Consider the following 17,906-nt stretch of genomic DNA (forward strand, 5'->3'; position numbering starts at 1 on the left):
CATGACCGCCCCCACCAACGACACCGTCTGCCGTCGGCTCGTCGGCCGTACCGCCGTCATCACCGGAGCCGGCAGCGGCATCGGGCTGGCCACCGCGCGCCGCCTCGCCTCCGAGGGCGCGCACCTCGTCTGCGGCGACATCGACGAGACGGCGGGCAAGGCCGCGGCCGACGCCGTCGGCGGGACCTTCGTACGCGTCGACGTGACCAAGGCCGATGAGGTCGAGGCGCTGTTCAAGACCGCGTACGACACCTATGGCAGTGTCGACGTCGCCTTCAACAACGCGGGGATCTCACCGCCGGAGGACGACTCGATCCTCACCACCGACCTCGACGCCTGGAAGCGGGTCCAGGACGTCAACCTCACCTCCGTGTACCTCTGCTGCAAGGCCGCCATCCCCTACATGCGGCGCCAGAAGAGGGGCTCCATCATCAACACGGCGTCCTTCGTGGCCCGGATGGGCGCGGCGACCTCCCAGATCTCGTACACCGCGTCCAAGGGCGGGGTGCTGGCCATGTCCCGCGAACTGGGGGTGCAGTTCGCCCGTGAGGGGATCCGTGTGAACGCGCTCTGCCCGGGGCCGGTCAACACCCCGCTGCTCCAGGAACTGTTCGCGAAGGACCCGGAGCGCGCCGCGCGCCGGCTGGTGCACATTCCGGTGGGCCGGTTCGCCGAGGCGGACGAGATCGCGGCGGCGGTCGCCTTTCTCGCCAGCGACGACGCGTCCTTCGTGAACGCCACCGACTTCCTGGTCGACGGCGGCATCTCCGGGGCGTACGTCACCCCGCTCTAGACCGCGACGAGCCCCCGACGACCCCCCGACGAGCCCCCGACAAGTCCGCTGCATGAGTCCGTCATGAGCCCCTGATACGACGCATGAGCCCCTGATACGACGTCCTCTGAGCCCCGGCCCGGCCGGTCCGCCCGTGGCTCAGAGGAACGTACGGCCCTCGCCCCGGTAGGTCGGCACCGAGGCCACCACACGGTTGCCCTCCACCAGCCGCAGTGTGTCGAACCGCTCGCACAGCTCACCGGCCTTGGCATGCCGGAACCACACCTTGTCGCCGATCAGCAGATCGTCGGCGGCCGGTCCGAGCAGCGGGGTCTGCACCTCACCGGCCCCCTCCTGCCCGTCATAACGCAGCCCCTCCGGCAGATACGGCACCGGCAACCGGTCCCGCCCCGCCGCGCCCGACGCCGGATAGCCCCCGCCGAGCACCGTCACCACACCGACGCCCGGCCTGCGCACCACGGGCTGGGCGAAGAGCGCCGCCGGACGGCCCGTGAACGATGTGTAGTTGTCAAAGAGCCGTGGAACATAGAGCCCCGAGCCCGCGGCGATCTCCGTCACCGCGTCCTCGCCGGCCGTGTGCTGGACACTTCCCGTGCCGCCGCCATTGACGAACTCCAGCTCGGGGGCGACGGTCCGTACGGCACGCACCACAGCGGCGCGCCGCTCCGTCAGCTCTTTGCGGGCCGCGGACTGCATCAGCCGAATGGCCCGCGAGCGCAGCGGCTGTCCTGCCAGGGCGTCCCCTACCCCGGCAATATGTCCTTCGTACGCCATGAGTCCGACGAGCCGGAATCCGGGGCGCCGGGCTATCGATCTGGCCAGCTCGGCCAAGTCGGCCGGCTCGCTCAGCGGGGAACGCAGTGCACCAATCCTCAACCGGCCGCCGAACAGCCGCAAGGCCGTGTCGAGTTCTAGACAGACCCGGATCTCCTCCCGGCCGCCCTGGCGCGCGGCGTCGATCAGATCCAGATGAGCCAGGTCGTCGATCACCACCGTGACGGCGGCGGCGAGCTTGGGATCCGCGGCCAGTTCCGCGAACGCGGCGCGGTCGGCGGACGGATAGGCGAGCAGGACGTCCTCGAACCCGGACCGCGCCAGCCACAGCGACTCGGCGAGCGTGAACGACATGATGCCCGCGAACCCCTCGCGGCCCAGCACCCGCTCGAGCAGCGCGCGGCAGCGCACCGACTTGCTGGCCACCCGGACCGGCTTGCCCCCGGCCCGCCGTACGAGATCGTCGGCATTGGCGTCGAACGCGTCGAGGTCGACGATCGCGAGCGGGGCGTCGAGATGAGCGGTGGCCCGGTCGTACCGGGCCCGGTCGGTGGCACGCGGAGTCATGGCCAGAGCCTGCCAGACCGGATTACCGCACGGTAGGGGGATGATCGGGGCAGATCGCCCCGGTCCTCGCCGCACGTTCCCGCCGGGCCGTCGCAAGCCCGTAGAGTGACGCACACGCAGTGTCGAACGGGCTTCTCCCGTACGGCTGGACCGGTGTGTGCGGGACCAGATACGCGCGCGGCCGGTGTGCGACGGAGTGGATCAGTCGGTACGGGCGGCAGGGGGGCGGATGAGCACCGAAGCACCACGCGCTCCCGTACCACCGCGCCCCACGACACCCCCGGCGACCCCTCGGACACCGCCGCCCGCCACCCCACCGGACATCGCCCAGGCCGGCGCCCCGCGCCCCGGCGGCGCCCCGGGCGCCCACCGCCCCGATACGCCCGGTGTCCCGCGCTCCGACGTCCCGCATGCGGCCACGGCAACGAGCGCCACAGACAGCCGGCGTCCGCCCGCCGCCCCGCGAGCCACTGACGGCCCGCGCCCACCCGTGGCCCCCCGCACCACCGGCCTCCCGCGCCCGCCCGCCCCCTCGCGCATCACCGACGCCCTGCTGCTGCCCGAGCAGCCGCCAGGGCTGCCCCGGATACCTCCGCCGCCCCCGGGCCCGCCGACGGTCGGGCAGCGCGTGGGCGAGCAGCGTCCGTACGACCACCGAACGCCCCCCGGGCGACCGCCCGTTACCGAGCCCCCGCCCTCCGAGATCACCACGCGGCTGCGTGTGGTCCCCTCACAGCCCGTCCCCCCGCGACCGCCCGTACCGCCGCTGCCCTGGGGCCGGCCCCTCGGCGGTATCGGTCTCGCGCGGGGCCCGCAGGTCCCCGAGACCCCCATGGAGACCACGACCCGGCTCCGGCCCGTACCCGCCCGACGCCCGGTCAGGACGGCTTCCGCCCTCGTCTGTGTCGTCCTCGGCCTCGGGCTGATCGGGGGCGCCGCCACCGGCACCTGGCTGACCGGTGACTCGGCCGCGGAACCCGCCGCCCGCGACACGTACACCACCGCCCGCGCCCTCTGGCACAGCGTCCCCGTCGACACCCTCTTCCCCCGCACCCTCAAGGGCGGCGGCGCGGGCCCCGGCGGCGCGGACCGCGAGTGGACCCGGATCGCGGTCGCGCCGGACAGCGGCTGCGCCGACACCCTCGATCCGCTCCTGCTGAGCGCCCTGCGCCCGGTCGGCTGCGGGCGCGTCCTGCGCGCGACCTACACGGACGCCACCTCCAGCAGCGTCACCACCGTGGGGCTGGTCTTCACCCGGGCCGAGCCCGCCGGGATGGAGGCCCTGAGGGCCCGTTTCCGCAGTGAGCGGCTCACCGAACGCGCCGACCTCATGCCCCTCACCTTCCCGGTCGAGGGCACCGCCGCCGCCCGGTTCGGTCCCGCGCAGCGCGCGAGCTGGACGGTGGACGTCCTCACCGAGGCGCCCGTCGTCGTGTACGCCGTCTCCGGCTTCGCGGACGGGCGTACGGTGACCTCGCCCCAGCCCGTCGGCAAGGCGATGGCCAAGGGCGCCACGAGCGCGCCCGCGCAGGCCGGTCTCGGCCATGAGGCCAAGGGGATCGCCGACCGTGTCGAACGAGGGCTGCGGGCGACCGCGAGCGCCGGTGCGGTGGCCCCCGAATGATCCCGGAGCCACCGAAGACGTCCATGACCCCCGAGCCGCCGAAGACCCCGCCGCTCCCGAGGCCCCGGACGGTACGGAGCGCCCGTGGCCGGCGGCGCGTAGCCGCCGTGCTCGCCGCCGCCTCCTTCCTGCTCGTACCCGCCGCTCCCGCGCACGCCGACGAGATACGCGCGCAGCAGTGGGCTCTCGACGCGCTGCACACCGAGCGTGCCTGGCGCACCTCCCAGGGCCACGGGATCACCGTCGCCGTCCTCGACACGGGTGTCGACCCCACCCACCCCGATCTCGACGGACAGGTGCTCCAGGGCAAGGACCTGATCGGCTTCGGCGCCTCCGACGGCGACCGCTCCTGGGCCCGCCACGGCACCGCCATGGCCGGCATCATCGCGGGGCACGGCCATGGGCCCGACCGCTCCGAGGGTGTCCTCGGGATCGCGCCGCAGGCGAAGATCCTTCCCGTACGGGTCATCCTCGAAGGCACCGACCCCGCCCGCACCAAGGCCCGCAACTCCAAGGGCGGCGCCCTCGCCGAAGGCATCCGCTGGGCCGCAGACCACGGCGCCGACGTCATCAACCTCTCCCTCGGCGACGACAGCGAGTCGGCCCATCCGGAGCCGGCCGAGGACGCGGCCGTCCAGTACGCCCTCGCCAAGGGAGCCGTCGTCGTCGCCTCGGCCGGCAACGGCGGTGAGAAGGGCGACCACATCTCGTACCCCGCCGCCTATCCCGGAGTGATCGCGGTGGCGGCCGTCGACCGCTACGGGACGCATGCCGCGTTCTCCACGAGCCGCTGGTACGCCACAGTCAGCGCCCCCGGCGTCGACGTGGTGATAGCGGACCCGGACCGCCGCTACTACGAGGGCTGGGGCACCAGTGCCGCCGCCGCGTTCGTCTCCGGAGCAGTCGCCCTCGTACGGTCCGCCCACCCCGACCTCACCCCCGCGCAGATCAAGAAGCTGCTCGCGGACACCGCGCGCGACGCGCCCCAGGGCGGGCGCGACGACTCCAGGGGGTACGGGATCGTCGACCCGGCCGCGGCCATCGAGGCGGGCGGCGAGCTGTCGCGTACGGAGGTGCGGGGCCGGTCCGCGGGATACGGCGAGCGGTACTTCGGCGCCGGGCCGTCCGTTCCGCCCGCGGAGCCTGAACCGGCCTCCTGGCTCGCCCCCACGGCAGGCGCGGTCGGTGCCGTACTGCTGGCCTGCGCGGTGGTGCTGTGGCGCGGCGGCGTCAGGCGCTCCGGCGCGTTCGGCGTACGGCGCTGACGGCGGCCGTCTCGACCCGGGCGATGCCCTCGTCCCAGGTGGCGTGGCCGTCCGACAGGACCGCGATCAGACAGTTCCGCACCCGGCCCACCGAGTGGACCACCCACAGACCGCTCGCGGTCCTGGGCAGCCAGCCGTTCTTCAGCGCCCAGTCGTCGCCCGCGGCCGACACGCCCCAGTCCTGGCCCGGCACCACTCGTTCCATCAGGCCCGCGATGAACCGGCGCGACCGGCCGTTCAATGGTGAATTCTTGGTGTCCATATCGAACACGGCCTTCAGCAGCGTGAGTTGATCGCGCGCGGTGGTACGGGTCAGCCCCCACGCGGGCGCCGCCGCAGTCCGCCCCATCCCGAGCCGCGCATACGCCGCGTCCAGCCCCGCGACCCCGCCGGCCGCCGCGCGCAGCACCGTCGCCGCGTCATTGTCGCTGCGCTCGATCATGGCGGCGGCGAGCCGCTCCTGACCGCTGGTCAGCCACTCCCCGGCGTCCTGAGCCCGCAACAGCAACGCCGCCAGAACCGCGACCTTGACCACGCTGGCGCACACATACCGCCGGTCCTCGCCGTACACCGCCTCGCGCCCGCCGGCCATGTCGTACACCGCGACAGAAAGATCCATCCCACGACCGTACGGCCTGGCGTGATTGATCTTTTTCCGATGCGACTGTCACCGGATGTGTGTACGTTGTGACGGCTCGCGTGGGAAGCGTGGGTGGCTCGGGCCGTCTGTGGCCAATGGGTGTTGCTCTGGGGAGGGTATGTGCGTATGCACAGAGAGCGGTTCGGATCAGGACTGTCCACGCGCCGGCGATCACTGGCCGTCGGCGCGCTCGTACTGGCACTGTCGGCCGCTGGGCCCGCGACCGCGAACGCGGCCGGTGTCAGCGGGGACGGGGACATCGATTCATCGGCGACGACATCGTTCACGGACGAGACGCCGCCCGTCCTTTCGGTCACCACCCCCGGCAACAGGGCGCAGGTCCTGTTCGACGCCGACGCGGGTGATGACATCGGTTTCGCCGTCACCGACTCGACCTTCAACTCCTCGGTCGCCCTTGAGCTGTACGACCCGCAGGGTGCCAAGGTCGGCATCAACGGCACCGTGAGCGGTGCCGCGGACGACTGGGAGGTCAGCGATCTGCCGCTGTCCGGCCGTTACTCACTGATCCTCAGGCCGGGTACGGGCAACAGCGGTTCGGCCACGGTGACGCTGTCCGAGCGCGTGAACGGACCGCTCGATTTGGCCGGCCCCACGGCCCTGACCACGCTCTCCAGGGCCGGGCAGGACGGGGCACTGACCTTCTCCGCGCAGCCGGGCGACTCGCTCAGCCTGGGCGTCGACGCGGCCGGCATGGAGAAGAGCCTGTACGCGCGCCTGTACGGTCCGGACGGCAGCCAGGTCCTCAGCCGGTATGTGGCCGCCGGGGGCTCGGGCGCCCTCGACATCGACGCGCTGCCGCAGGCGGGTACGTACACATTGACCCTTGACCCCGATGGGGGCGCCACGGGCACGGTGAAGGTGACCGCTTCGCATTACGCGGATGCCGGAGCCCTCGATCCGGCCGTCCCCGCCGTGGAGTTGCCGATCGAGCGGATCGGCCAGGACGGCCGTGCCACCTTCACCGCCACCGCCGGGCAGCGTGTCTCGCTCGGAACGGCGGCGTCGGGGCTGAGCGGTTATACGCGGATGGAAATCCGGCGGCCCAACGGTTCCCGGCTGGACTTCTTCACGGTCCCTGACAACTCCAGTGCCGAGTGGGACAGTTCCGCACTGCCGGACTCCGGTACGTACACAATCGCCGCACTGCCGGACAATCCGCTGGCGACGGGCCGACTGGCGCTGACTCTGTCGCGCCCGGTGGAGCTCGCCCCGCTCTCCGCAACGGGTGATCCGGTCGCGGTGAGTATCGGCCGCTTCGGACAGAACGCGCAGTCGGTCTTCACGGCCGACGCGGGCGCTCATCCCACGCTGGCCGTCACGGGCAACAACTTCACCGAGGCCGTCGCCGTGACCGTGCTCGCACCGTCCGGCGCGACGGTTGTGAACGGGCAGACCGTCGCCGTCGGCAAGACGGCGACCATCGATCTGTCCGCGGCCGGGCTGCCGGAATCGGGCGCATACACCGTGATCCTGAACCCGAACAGGGGCGCAGCCGGAAGCCTTACCCTGACCCTGAGCGAGGATCTCGCCGTCCCCCTGGCGGCGGACGGTCCGTCGGCGAAGGCGGAGCTGACCCGTCCCGGGCAGCGCGCGCGGATCGACTTCACGGCGCCGGACACCTCGTCACTGGGCTTCGCCGCCACGGGCAACAGCGTGCCGCAGTCGACCGATGTCCGGCTGATCCCCGAGGGCGGTACGTCGCAGGCCGTCGGCTCGTTCGCCAAGAACGCGGACGGCGTCCACTACTTGGCCGGTCTCACCCCGGGCAAGCGGTACACCCTGCTGCTGACCCCGGGGTCCGTGGCGACCGGTTCTCTCACACTGTGGCTCTCGAAGCCGGTGGCGGCGGGGGCGCTGGCCGCGGCGAGCCCGTCCGTCACGAGTGAACTCAGCCGGCCCGGCCAGCAGTTGGAGTACACCACCGACGCGGTGGCCGGGGACGGCGCGGCGCTGGTGTTCTCCGGGACCACCCTGACCGCCCCGTCGGCCATCAGGCACCTTCCGCCGGGCGCGTCGTCCGACGTCTCGCTGGGCACGCTCCGCACGGCGGACCTGGACGTCGCCCTGCGCGCCCCGCTCGCGGTCGGCACCCACCGGATCCTGGTCCAGCCCAACGCCCCCGCGACCGGCCGTACGACAGCGACTCTCGTCCCGGACACGGACGCGGGAACGGTCACCGTGGGAGGCGCGCCGAAGCCGGTCACGATCAGCACGCCGGGCGGACACGGCCACCTCACCTTCACCGGCACCAAGGGCCAGAAGATCACCCTCGGTATCACCGCCCCGGCATCCGAATGGGTGCTGTCGGTGGCCGGCCCTGACGGCAAGTGGCTGGTCAACGAGCGCTCCATGAGCGCGTCGACCCTGTCGTACGCCCTGGCCGCTCTCCCGGCCAACGGCGTCTACACCCTGACCGTCGACCCCGGCGCCCTGAAGACCGGTACGTACACGCTGGGCCTGAGCGCCCCGTGACCCTCGGAGACCGGGACCGCACACCGGTGCCATGACGCCGAGTGCCCCGTCGCCGCGCGGCCGGATTTCCGCTGTACGGCGACGGGGCGCAGGTGTGTCCGGCACATGGCCTAGGCTCCAGTCGTGGCGCTCAAGAACATTCCCGGGTCCGGTTTCTCCGATGACGACGGCTCTCCCGATCCTGTGCTGGCGGCGGCTCTGGCCGCGTGGGCCCAGGACCGGGCAGCCGAGGCGCGGGTGCTCGCGGCGCTCAAGGGGGCTCGGCTGCTGGTGCCCGTCGTCGCCGTGCTCGGTGAGACCGAGGAGGACGAGCGGGGGCTGCGGCGCGAGAAGTCGAGTGACATGGCCGTGCCGACCCTGACGGCGGGGGACCGGCGCGCGCTGCCCGCCTTCACCTCCACGGAGGCGCTGGCCCGCTGGGATCCCGCGGCGCGGCCCGTCGCCGTACCGCTGCATCAGGCGCTTCAGGCCGCCGCGCACGAGAAGGCCGACACCGTGGTGATCGATCTGGCGGGGCCCGTGCCGTACCAGCTCACCGGGCCCGCCCTGCTCGCCCTCGCCGAGGGGCGTACGAGCACCGATCCGCTGGACGACCCCGCCGTGACCGGGGCGGTGCGGGCCGCGGTCGCCGCCGAGCCCGCGGTGCTGCGGGCGCATCTCGGCCCCGGCAGCGCGGACGGCACTCTCGCGCTGGTGCTGGATCCGGGCGTGCCCCCGGCCGAGGCGGCACGCCGGATCGCCGGGGCGCTCGCGGCCGACGACATCCTGCGGGCCCGCCTGGTGCGCGGGCTCGATCTGGCACTGCTGCCGGCCGGAGCCGTACCGCCCGGCGAGCCCCTTTTTGTACGCGCCTGAACTCGTACGCGCCTGAGCCGGCTCGTTGCTGAGACGGCTCGAAGACGGCCCGTGAAGCGGATCAGCCGTGGCAGATCAGCCGTAGACCGGGCCCGTGTACTTCTCGCCCGGCCCCTGGCCCGGCTCGTCCGGTACGACCGACGCCTCACGGAACGCGAGCTGGAGCGACTTCAGCCCGTCCCGCAGCGGCGCCGCGTGGAACGAACTGATCTCCGTCGCGCTCGCGTCCATCAGCCCGGCCAGCGCGTGCACCAGCTTCCGGGCCTCGTCCAGGTCCTTGTGCTCCTCGCCCTCCTCGGTCAGACCGAGCTTCACGGCGGCGGCGCTCATCAGGTTCACCGCGACCGTGACGATCACCTCGACGGCGGGGACCTCCGCGATGTCGCGCGTCATGGCGTCGAAGCCGGGGGACTCTTGGGGAGAGGTGGCGTCACTCATGCCCCATACGATAGGCGTACGAGGGGCGCGGCCCGCTCGCGGGAGCCCGCCCGCGCGGACCGCAGGACCCCTGGGAGTCACAGGGTTAGCACCTCCTCCGGGGAACTGCTAACCTTGTGTTACGACCGGCCGGACATCCTTATGCCCGGCCCACAAGTGGAGGCTCCGATCTCCCACCTGGCTGCCCCTAAGGGGCGGCGGGTCACCGGTCAGGCGGTGCCCATCGTTCCGTACGGACGATGGAGCCGCCCGACGCGCCCCGTGGTACATGCGCGGCGGTGCTCCGGTATTCAGTAGGAGCCCTGCCTGTGTGCCGTCCGGGGCATTTTTCGTGTTCCGCCGCGGTTGGTCCTATGAAACAGACGTTACGTGGCTGTCTGCCAGACAGTCGTGTGGTGCTACCGAGGAGGATCCATCAGCGCCGAGCCCCGCATCAACGACCGGATTCGCGTTCCCGAAGTGCGACTTGTCGGTCCCAGTGGCGAGCAGGTGGGCATTGTGCCGCTTGCCAAGGCCCTGGAGCTTGCGCAGGAGTACGACCTGGACCTGGTCGAGGTCGCGGCGAACGCCCGTCCGCCCGTGTGCAAGCTCATGGACTACGGGAAGTTCAAGTACGAGTCGGCCATGAAGGCCCGTGAAGCGCGCAAGAACCAGGCGCACACGGTCATCAAGGAGATGAAGCTCCGGCCCAAGATCGACCCGCACGACTATGACACCAAGAAGGGTCATGTCGTCCGGTTCCTCAAGCAGGGTGACAAGGTCAAGATCACGATCATGTTCCGTGGCCGTGAGCAGTCCCGTCCCGAGCTGGGCTTCCGGCTGCTTCAGCGGCTCGCCTCCGACGTCGAGGAACTCGGCTTCATCGAGTCGAACCCGAAGCAGGACGGCCGGAACATGATCATGGTCCTTGGCCCGCACAAGAAGAAGACCGAGGCCATGGCCGAGGCCCGCGAGGCCCAGGCGGCCCGCAAGGCCGGTCGCCAGGGCGGCGCGGCCGAGGAGTCGGCGGGCTCCACCGCGGAGGCTCCGGCCGAGGCATCTTCCGAAGCGTGATCCGGGGGGCCGCCATCCAGGCGGCCCACGGCTCCGGTCCGGAAACCACCAGAGATCTGACGCTCCCGCGCGCCGGCCCGACCGGTCGGCAGGGAGCGCCACTGACGAGGAGAGAACGGCGCCATGCCGAAGAACAAGACGCACAGCGGTGCCAGCAAGCGCTTCAAGATCACCGGCTCCGGCAAGGTGATGCGCGAGCGGGCCGGCAAGCGCCACCTGCTGGAGCACAAGTCGTCCAAGCTGACGCGTCGCCTCACCGGCAACGCCGAGATGGCCCCGGGCGACGCCAAGAAGATCAAGAAGCTTCTCGGCAAGTGATGTCGCGGCCCCGGGTGACCGGGGGCACGGCAGCAGGACCGGGACCTATTCGTTCTCGGGCCGTGTGAGTCCAACCACGGCCCCGCTACAAGGAGTTAACACGTGGCACGCGTCAAGCGGGCAGTCAACGCCCACAAGAAGCGCCGGGCGATCCTGGAGCAGGCCAGCGGTTACCGCGGCCAGCGTTCGCGCCTGTACCGCAAGGCGAAGGAGCAGGTCACCCACTCCCTCGTCTACAACTACAACGACCGCAAGAAGCGCAAGGGCGACTTCCGTCAGCTCTGGATCCAGCGCATCAACGCGGCCGCCCGCGCCAACGGGATCACGTACAACCGCTTCATCCAGGGGCTCAAGGCCGCCAATGTCGAGGTGGACCGCAAGATCCTCGCCGAGCTGGCCGTCAATGACGCCACCGCGTTCGCCGCGCTGGTCGAGGTCGCCCAGAAGGCCCTCCCGAGCGATGTGAACGCTCCGAAGGCCGCCGCCTGATCTCCGTCAGGCCGTCTCTCCTTCCCGCCGGACCCGCAGGCACCGCGCCTGCGGGTCCGGTGCGTTCCCGGCCCGGGTCCTGTCCCGTACGACCGGACCACCGCCATCCCGTACGAAGAAAAGCGAGCCGCCGCCCATGGGCACCCCCGAGCTGATCTCCCCGCGCTCCCCGCGTGTCACCGCCGCCAGAAGGCTCGCCAAGCGTGCCTTCCGCGGCAAGGAACGCCGGTTCATCGCCGAGGGACCCCAGGCCGTACGGGAAGCGGTCGCCCATCGCGGGGAGGGCGGCGAGCCGACGCTGACCGAGCTGTTCACCACGGCCGAGGCCGCCGAGCGGTACGCCGACATCGTCGACGCGGCACGGGCCACGGGCGCGCGGGTCCACTACGCGGCCGACGGTGTGCTCGCCGATGTCTCGCAGACCGTGACCCCGCAGGGGCTGCTCGGTGTCTGCCGCTTCCTCGACTCGCCGTTCGAGGACATCCTGCGCGCACGGCCCCGGCTCGTGGCCGTACTCGCGCATGTCCGCGACCCGGGCAACGCCGGTACGGTGCTGCGCTGCGCGGACGCGGCGGGCGCGGACGCCGTCGTCCTCACCGACGCGTCCGTCGATCTCTACAACCCCAAGTCGGTCCGCGCCTCGGTCGGCTCGCTCTTCCACCTTCCGGTCGTTGTCGGTGTTCCGGTGGAGGACGCCGTCCAGGGGCTGCGGGAGGCGGGCGTCCGTGTCCTCGCCGCCGACGGGGCGGGCGAGAACGACCTGGACGACGAACTCGACGCGGGGACCATGGGCGGGCCCACCGCCTGGATCTTCGGCAATGAGGCATGGGGACTGCCGGCCGAGACCCGGGACCTCGCGGACGCGGTGGTACGGGTGCCGATCCACGGAAAGGCCGAGAGTCTGAACCTGGCGACCGCCGCGGCCGTATGTCTCTACGCCTCCGCGCGCGCCCAGCGAGTCCGTCCCGCGCGCTGAGGGGGTCGGCTCCGTCACATTCAGCTAGTAATGTTGCGGCTTCGGGCCCACTGAGCTACGCGGAAGAGGTGGGATGCGGGCATGACTGTCGGGGCGAGCGGACCCGCTGCGGTCCAGGGAGCTTTAGCGCGTGCGCCCTCCGGCGGGCCCGAGGCGCCGCGAAGCGACACGCCGGCCCCCGCGCCGCTGCCCGCCGCGCCAGGCCCGGACGGCCCGGCGCTCGTGCCCGGCGGCCCGGACGGCCTCAACGGCCCCGCCCCCGGGCCCGCCGACGCCGAGCAGGAAGCCGTACCGGCCCAGGACGGCCCCGAAAGTCCCGAGGACCCGCACGGCCCGGGCGGTCCACCGCCCGAGGACGACGGTGCCGCAGCGGCCGGGCTCGGGATCGATCCCGACGATCTGCCCGACGGACTCGTCGTCGCCGATGAGCACGGCCGGGTCATCTGCTTCAACGCCGCCGCCGTCCGGATCACCGAGGTACCGCTCTCCGCCGCCCTCGGCCGGCCGCTGGACGAAGTGCTGCCGCTGGAGGATCTCAAGGGCCGCCGCTGGTGGGCGCTGACCGATCCGTACGGCGGACTCGCCACCCGCGTCGGCCAGCCCGAGCGCAATCTGCTGCTGCCCGGCGGCCGGGAGGTGCTGGTCTCGGCCCGGTACGTACGCGCCCGTCCGACCGGGCCGGTGCGCCGGCTGGTGATCTGTGTGCGCGGTACGGAGGCACGGCGGCGCACCGAGCGCAGCCATGCCGAGCTGATCGCCACCGTCGCCCATGAGCTGCGCTCGCCGCTGACCTCGGTGAAGGGGTTCACGGCGACCCTGCTCGCCAAGTGGGAGCGTTTCACCGACGACCAGAAGCGGCTGATGCTGGAGACCGTCGACGCCGACGCCAACCGGGTCACCCGGCTGATCGCCGAGCTGCTCGACATCTCCCGGATCGACTCCGGCCGCCTCGAGGTGCGCCGTCAGCCCGTGGACATCGGTGTGGCCGTGGGCCGGCATGTGCAGGCGCACACGGCGGCAGGACAGTCGCCCGACCGGTTTCTCGTACGGATCCAGCAGCCGCTGCCCGATCTGTGGGCGGATCCCGACAAGATCGACCAGATCCTGGGGAACCTGCTGGAAAACGCGGTGCGCCACGGGGAGGGAACTGTCACCATCGAGGTGGCCGCCGCGTCCCTCCAGCGCGAGGCGACGACAGAGAAGGGAACGTCCGTCACCGTGTGCGACGAAGGCCCCGGAATCCCCGAGGAGTCGATGGGCCGCGTCTTCACCCGCTTCTGGCGCGGGAGCAAGCGCGGCGGGACGGGCCTGGGCCTGTATATCGTCAAGGGCGTCGTCGAGGCGCACGGCGGGACGATCACGGTCGGCCGGGGCCCCGGCGGCGGCGCTCAGTTCCGATTTATTCTGCCCGTCGGCGCGCCCGCCTACCTGAAATAGGATCTGCCGCGAAGCGACAGACAGGGCGGTGGCAGCCCACGGGCGGACACCTCAGCGGCCCGCGGGCCGCTTCACCTCCGTACGGCCCGGGGCCTGTCGTCGAACCGCCGTCCGCTGTTCGCGCCCGGCACGCTCGCTGACGCCGCCCGGCCCGGCCTCCGGCGCCGGACGACGGCAGTATGACGACAGGCCCTAGACTCGACCTTTGGCAACCTTCGTGCCCTCAGTGATCGAGCAGGGTCGTTTCGCCAGCCAATCGGAAGTACGGGAAGAGATGTCGGCACCCAACAAGTCGTACGACCCAGTCGAGGTCGAGGCACTGAAACCGGAACAGATCGAGCGCATGCGGGACGAGGCGCTCGCGGCCTTCGCCGCCGCCGGTGATCTCGACGCGCTCGCCCACGCCAAGACCGCGCACACCTCGGGCACCTCGCCGCTCGCGCTCGCCAACCGGGAGATCGGCGCGCTGCCGCCGCAGGCCAAGGCCGAGGCGGGCCGGCGCGTGGGCCAGGCCCGCGGCGCCGTCAGCAAGGCCCTCGCCGCCCGGCAGACCGAGCTGGAGGCGGAGCGGGACGCCCGTGTCCTGGTCGAGGAGGCGGTGGATGTCACGCTGCCCTACGACCGGGTACCGTCCGGCGCGCGCCACCCGCTGACCACGCTCATGGAGCGGGTCGCCGACGTGTTCGTGGCGATGGGATACGAGGTCGCGGAGGGACCCGAGGCCGAGGCGGAGTGGTTCAACTTCGACGCGCTCAACTTTGTCCCCGACCACCCCGCGCGCCAGATGCAGGACACCTTCTTCGTCCAGGGCCCGAATGCGCCCGGCGCCCCGGCCGACGAGTCGGGTGTCGTGCTCCGTACGCACACCTCGCCGGTCCAGGCCCGCGCCCTGCTCGACCGCGAGCCCCCGGTGTATGTCGTCTGTCCGGGGCGCGTCTACCGCACCGACGAGCTGGACGCCACCCACACCCCGGTCTTTCACCAGATCGAGCTGCTCGCCGTTGATGAAGGCCTGACCATGGCCGACCTCAAGGGCACCCTCGACCACATGGTGCGGGCGCTCTTCGGCCCGGACATGACGACCCGGCTCCGCCCGAACTACTTCCCCTTCACCGAGCCGTCCGCCGAGATGGACATGGTCTGCTACGTCTGCCGTGGCGACTCGGTCGGCAACCCCGACCGGCCCTGCCGCACCTGCGGCAGCGAGGGATGGATCGAGCTGGGCGGCTGCGGCATGGTCAACCCCAAGGTGCTGGTCGCCTGCGGTGTCGACCCGGAGAAGTACAGCGGATTCGCGTTCGGGTTCGGTATCGAGCGGATGCTGATGTTCCGCCACAACGTCGAGGACATGCGAGACATGGTCGAGGGCGACGTCCGGTTCACCCGGCCGTTCGGGATGGAGATCTGATGCGCGTCCCGCTTTCCTGGCTGCGGGAGTACGTCGACCTGCCGGCGACGGAGACCGGCCGCGACGTCCAGGCCAAGCTCGTCTCCGCCGGTCTGGAGGTCGAGACCGTCGAGCAGCTCGGCGACGGCCTCAAGGGCCCCCTCGTCGTCGGCAAGGTACTCACCATCGAGGAGCTGGAGGGCTTCAAGAAGCCCATCCGCTTCTGCACCGTCGACGTCGGCACCGCGAACGGCACCGGCGAGCCGCAGGAGATCGTCTGCGGCGCGCGGAACTTCCGCGTCGGCGACAAGGTCGTCGTGGTGCTGCCCGGCGCGGTCCTGCCGGGCGACTTCGCGATCTCCGCGCGCAAGACGTACGGCAAGACGTCGCACGGCATGATCTGCTCCAGCGACGAACTGGGCATGGGCGACGACGGCTCGGGCGGGATCATCGTCCTGTCGCCGGAGCATGAGGCCGGCACCGACGCCATCGCGCTGCTCGAGCTCGTGGACGAGGTCCTCGACATCGCCGTCACCCCCGACCGGGGCTACTGCCTCTCGCTGCGCGGTGTCGCCCGCGAGACCGCCATCGCGTACGGGCTGACCCTGCGCGATCCGGCGCTGCTCGACGTACCGGCGCCCAATGCGTACGGCCACCCCGTACGGATCGCCGACCCGAGCGGCTGCGACCGCTTCACCGCCCGCACGGTCACCGGCCTCGACCCCGAGGCGCGGAGCCCGATCTGGCTGACCCGCCGGCTCCAGAAGGCCGGAATGCGGCCGGTCTCCCTCGCCGTCGACATCACCAACTACGTGATGCTGGAGCTGGGCCAGCCCCTGCACGCGTACGACCGCTCGCGTCTTGAGGGGCCGATCGGCGTCCGCCGTGCCCAGGCCGGCGAGAAGATCACCACGCTCGACGGCGCCAAGCGGATCCTGGACCCCCAGGACCTGGTCATCACCGACGACCGCGGGCCCATCGGCCTCGCCGGGGTGATGGGCGGTGCCAACACCGAGATCGCCGACCTCACGGCACACCCCGAGACGGGCGAGGTCCAGGGCACCACCGAGGTGGTCATCGAGGCCGCGCACTTCGACGCGATCTCCATCGCCAGGACCGCGCGCCGCCACAAGCTGGCCTCCGAGGCGTCCAAGCGCTTCGAGCGCGGTGTGGACCCGCAGGCCACGGCCGCCGCCGCGCAGCGGACCGTCGATCTGCTGGTGCTGCTCGCGGGCGGCTCGGCCGAGGCCGGGGTGACCGAGGTCGTCGCGCCCTCCGCGCCGCACACCATCACCATGCCCGCCGACCACCCCGACCGCGTCGCCGGTGTCGGCTACGGCCGGGAGACCGTCGTACGCCGCCTCCAGCAGATCGGCTGCGACGTCTACGGGCAGGACGAACTCGTCGTGACCGTGCCGTCCTGGCGGCCCGACCTCGGCGCGCCCAATGACCTCGCCGAGGAGGTCATCCGTCTTGAGGGATACGAGAACCTTCCCTCGACGCTGCCCACCCCGCCGTCCGGCCGCGGACTCACCGAGCGCCAGCGGCTGCACCGCCGTGTCGGCCGCGCCCTGGCCGGAGCCGGTTATGTCGAGGCGCTGAACTACCCGTTCATCGGGGACGCGGTGCTCGACGCCTTCGGGCTGCCGGCCGACGACGCCCGCCGCCGTACGGTCAAGCTCGTCAACCCGCTCTCCGACGAGGAGCCCGCGCTGCGCACCACGCTGCTGCCCGGGCTGCTCGCGGCGCTGCGCCGCAACGACGGCCGCGGTTCGCACGATCTGGCGCTCTTCGAGACCGGCCTGGTCTTCCGGCCCACCGGCGACGAGACCGTACCGGTACGGCTGCCCGTCGACCGGCGGCCGTCCGCCGAGGACCTGGCCCTGCTGGACGCCGCGCTGCCGCGCCAGCCGCGCCGTGCCGCGGTCGTGCTGGCCGGAGCGCGCGAACAGGCCGGCTGGTGGGGCGCGGGCCGCCCGGCCGACTGGGCGGACGCCGTGGAGGCGGCCCGTACCGTCGCCGGGGAGGCAGGCGCCGAGCTGACCGTACGGGCGGACCGGCACGAGCCCTGGCACCCCGGCCGCTGCGCCGCGCTGCTCGTCACCGTGGACGGCGAGGAGACCCTCGTCGGCCATGCCGGAGAGCTGCACCCACGCGTGGTCAAGGCCCTCGGGGTGCCGGAGCGCACCTGCGCCATGGAGATCGATCTCGATCTGCTGGAGCGGGCGGGCACCGGCGCGATCGAGGCGCCCCGGATCTCGACGTACCCGGTCGCCACCCAGGATGTGGCGCTGGTCGTCGCGCGGGACGTACCGGCCGCCGAGGTGGAGCGGGCGCTGCGCGAGGGCGCGGGTGAACTCCTGGAGTCCCTGAGGCTGTTCGACGTCTTCACCGGCGAGCAGATCGGGGAGGGTCACCGGTCGCTCGCGTACGCCCTGCGCTTCCGCGCGCCGGACCGCACCCTGACCGTCGAGGAGGCCACGGCCGCCCGTGACGCGGCCGTCGCGCTGGCCGCCGAGCGGACCGGCGCGGTTCTTCGCGGCGCGTAGGCCCTGTCCGGCAGATCTTCGCGGGCCCGCGACGATCCACCGGACAGGACCTGATCGCCATTGCGTAACACCTGGTCATAGGTCGTCGTTGGACAGACGGCCGTCCCCTGAGGGGCGCCTCCGGATCTCCGGAAGCGCCCCTCACTCATTCGGGTGAGAAGTCCGGAGCGGGTTCGCCAACGCATATGCGTGATCGACACAATCGATCCGGCCACTACGGTCGACGTACGCCCATCGGCTTAGCGGCC

15 protein-coding genes are annotated in these 17,906 nt (G+C 72.0%); 12 read left to right on the forward strand and 3 right to left on the reverse strand.

What is annotated here, in order from left to right:
- The first annotated feature begins 1 nt into the window (after position 1).
- A complete protein-coding gene (locus tag KQY30_RS29495) occupies positions 2-793 on the forward strand; it encodes a 3-oxoacyl-ACP reductase (protein ID WP_217309534.1) in 792 nt (263 codons plus the stop codon).
- A 138-nt stretch (positions 794-931) separates the two neighbouring features.
- Here KQY30_RS29495 and KQY30_RS29500 read toward each other — a convergent pair whose 3' ends face one another.
- Positions 932-2,134, reverse strand: a complete 1,203-nt coding sequence (locus KQY30_RS29500; protein ID WP_217309536.1) for an amino acid deaminase/aldolase — start codon at positions 2,132-2,134, stop codon at positions 932-934.
- Between the two features lie 832 nt (positions 2,135-2,966).
- Between KQY30_RS29500 and KQY30_RS29505 the strand changes: the two genes are divergently transcribed.
- Complete coding sequence (locus KQY30_RS29505; protein WP_217311391.1) at positions 2,967-3,758, forward strand: hypothetical protein; 792 nt, start codon at positions 2,967-2,969, stop codon at positions 3,756-3,758.
- Positions 3,759-3,781: 23 nt separating this feature from the next.
- Complete coding sequence (gene mycP / locus KQY30_RS29510; protein ID WP_217309537.1) at positions 3,782-5,023, forward strand: type VII secretion-associated serine protease mycosin; 1,242 nt, start codon at positions 3,782-3,784, stop codon at positions 5,021-5,023.
- On the opposite strand, the gene KQY30_RS29515 is transcribed toward mycP, so the two are convergent.
- Positions 4,989-5,642 carry a serine hydrolase gene (locus KQY30_RS29515; protein ID WP_217309539.1) on the reverse strand — a complete coding sequence of 218 codons (654 nt, stop codon included), beginning with the start codon at positions 5,640-5,642 and terminating at the stop codon, positions 4,989-4,991. The two genes, mycP and KQY30_RS29515, sit on opposite strands and share 35 nt — an antisense overlap.
- 141 nt (positions 5,643-5,783) lie before the next feature.
- Here KQY30_RS29515 and KQY30_RS29520 point away from each other — a divergent pair, with 141 nt between their 5' ends.
- Both KQY30_RS29520 and KQY30_RS29525 read left to right on the forward strand, forming a co-directional pair.
- Entirely contained in the window at positions 5,784-8,156 is a 2,373-nt protein-coding gene (locus tag KQY30_RS29520) for a hypothetical protein (protein WP_217309541.1), read from the forward strand.
- Between the two features lie 123 nt (positions 8,157-8,279).
- Positions 8,280-9,011: an SseB family protein gene (locus KQY30_RS29525; RefSeq protein WP_217309542.1), complete on the forward strand. Its 732-nt coding sequence runs from the start codon at positions 8,280-8,282 to the stop codon at positions 9,009-9,011.
- Between the two features lie 75 nt (positions 9,012-9,086).
- On the opposite strand, the gene KQY30_RS29530 is transcribed toward KQY30_RS29525, so the two are convergent.
- Positions 9,087-9,449, reverse strand: coding sequence for a DUF1844 domain-containing protein (locus tag KQY30_RS29530; protein WP_079023550.1), 363 nt, complete (start codon positions 9,447-9,449; stop codon positions 9,087-9,089).
- Between the two features lie 390 nt (positions 9,450-9,839).
- Here KQY30_RS29530 and infC point away from each other — a divergent pair, with 390 nt between their 5' ends.
- The 7 genes from infC (at position 9,840) to pheT (ending at position 17,658) form a co-directional block, all read left to right on the forward strand.
- Entirely contained in the window at positions 9,840-10,502 is a 663-nt protein-coding gene (gene infC, locus KQY30_RS29535; RefSeq protein WP_079023549.1) for a translation initiation factor IF-3, read from the forward strand.
- 123 nt (positions 10,503-10,625) lie between these two features.
- Positions 10,626-10,820, forward strand: coding sequence for a 50S ribosomal protein L35 (gene rpmI / locus KQY30_RS29540; RefSeq protein WP_071964711.1), 195 nt, complete (start codon positions 10,626-10,628; stop codon positions 10,818-10,820).
- A gap of 102 nt (positions 10,821-10,922) precedes the next feature.
- On the forward strand, positions 10,923-11,309 hold the full coding sequence (rplT, locus tag KQY30_RS29545; protein ID WP_046504483.1) for a 50S ribosomal protein L20: 387 nt from the start codon (positions 10,923-10,925) through the stop codon (positions 11,307-11,309).
- A gap of 136 nt (positions 11,310-11,445) precedes the next feature.
- A complete protein-coding gene (locus tag KQY30_RS29550) occupies positions 11,446-12,285 on the forward strand; it encodes an RNA methyltransferase (RefSeq protein WP_217309543.1) in 840 nt (279 codons plus the stop codon).
- A 384-nt stretch (positions 12,286-12,669) separates the two neighbouring features.
- Positions 12,670-13,722, forward strand: coding sequence for an ATP-binding protein (locus KQY30_RS29555; protein ID WP_254407710.1), 1,053 nt, complete (start codon positions 12,670-12,672; stop codon positions 13,720-13,722).
- Positions 13,723-13,996: 274 nt separating this feature from the next.
- Complete coding sequence (gene pheS / locus KQY30_RS29560; protein ID WP_217309545.1) at positions 13,997-15,130, forward strand: phenylalanine--tRNA ligase subunit alpha; 1,134 nt, start codon at positions 13,997-13,999, stop codon at positions 15,128-15,130.
- On the forward strand, positions 15,130-17,658 hold the full coding sequence (gene pheT / locus KQY30_RS29565; RefSeq protein WP_217309546.1) for a phenylalanine--tRNA ligase subunit beta: 2,529 nt from the start codon (positions 15,130-15,132) through the stop codon (positions 17,656-17,658). Before pheS ends, pheT begins: the two co-directional genes overlap by 1 nt.
- Positions 17,659-17,906 lie beyond the last annotated feature (248 nt).

The organism is Streptomyces sp. GMY02 (assembly GCF_019056675.1).
Classification (GTDB): domain Bacteria; phylum Actinomycetota; class Actinomycetes; order Streptomycetales; family Streptomycetaceae; genus Streptomyces; species Streptomyces odonnellii.